Origin of the sequence: Halomonas sp. SIMBA_159, from assembly GCF_046536035.1 — a bacterium.
GTDB lineage: Bacteria > Pseudomonadota > Gammaproteobacteria > Pseudomonadales > Halomonadaceae > Vreelandella > Vreelandella venusta_A.
The window spans coordinates 1-238 of sequence record NZ_JAWJBT010001551.1 but is presented as its reverse complement, the minus strand read 5'-3'; the positions used below and the strand labels follow the sequence as shown (position 1 = coordinate 238).

Here is a 238-nt window from a genome sequence, read left to right as displayed (position 1 = left end):
CCAGCCAGACCTCATTATTAAGTGGCTGCCAGTAAAAGGGCAGTGGAATGGCAGACAGCACGGCAGTCAGTAGCGAAAAGTAAAATACAATACGCACTGCGGGTTCAGTATCAGACATATAGCGGATAGTGGTTTTGGTCACTGCAACCAGCACGGCCGACAGCAGCCCTACCAGCAATACGGCTTCGGCACTACCGTAGTTAGCAGGTAACGCCAGCAACACGCCGACAAAACCAAG

At 52.1% G+C, this 238-nt stretch carries 1 pseudogene; it reads right to left on the bottom strand.

The features are described from left to right. Positions 1 to 238: pseudogene (locus tag R0J87_RS24440) on the bottom strand (DMT family transporter); the annotation flags it as partial.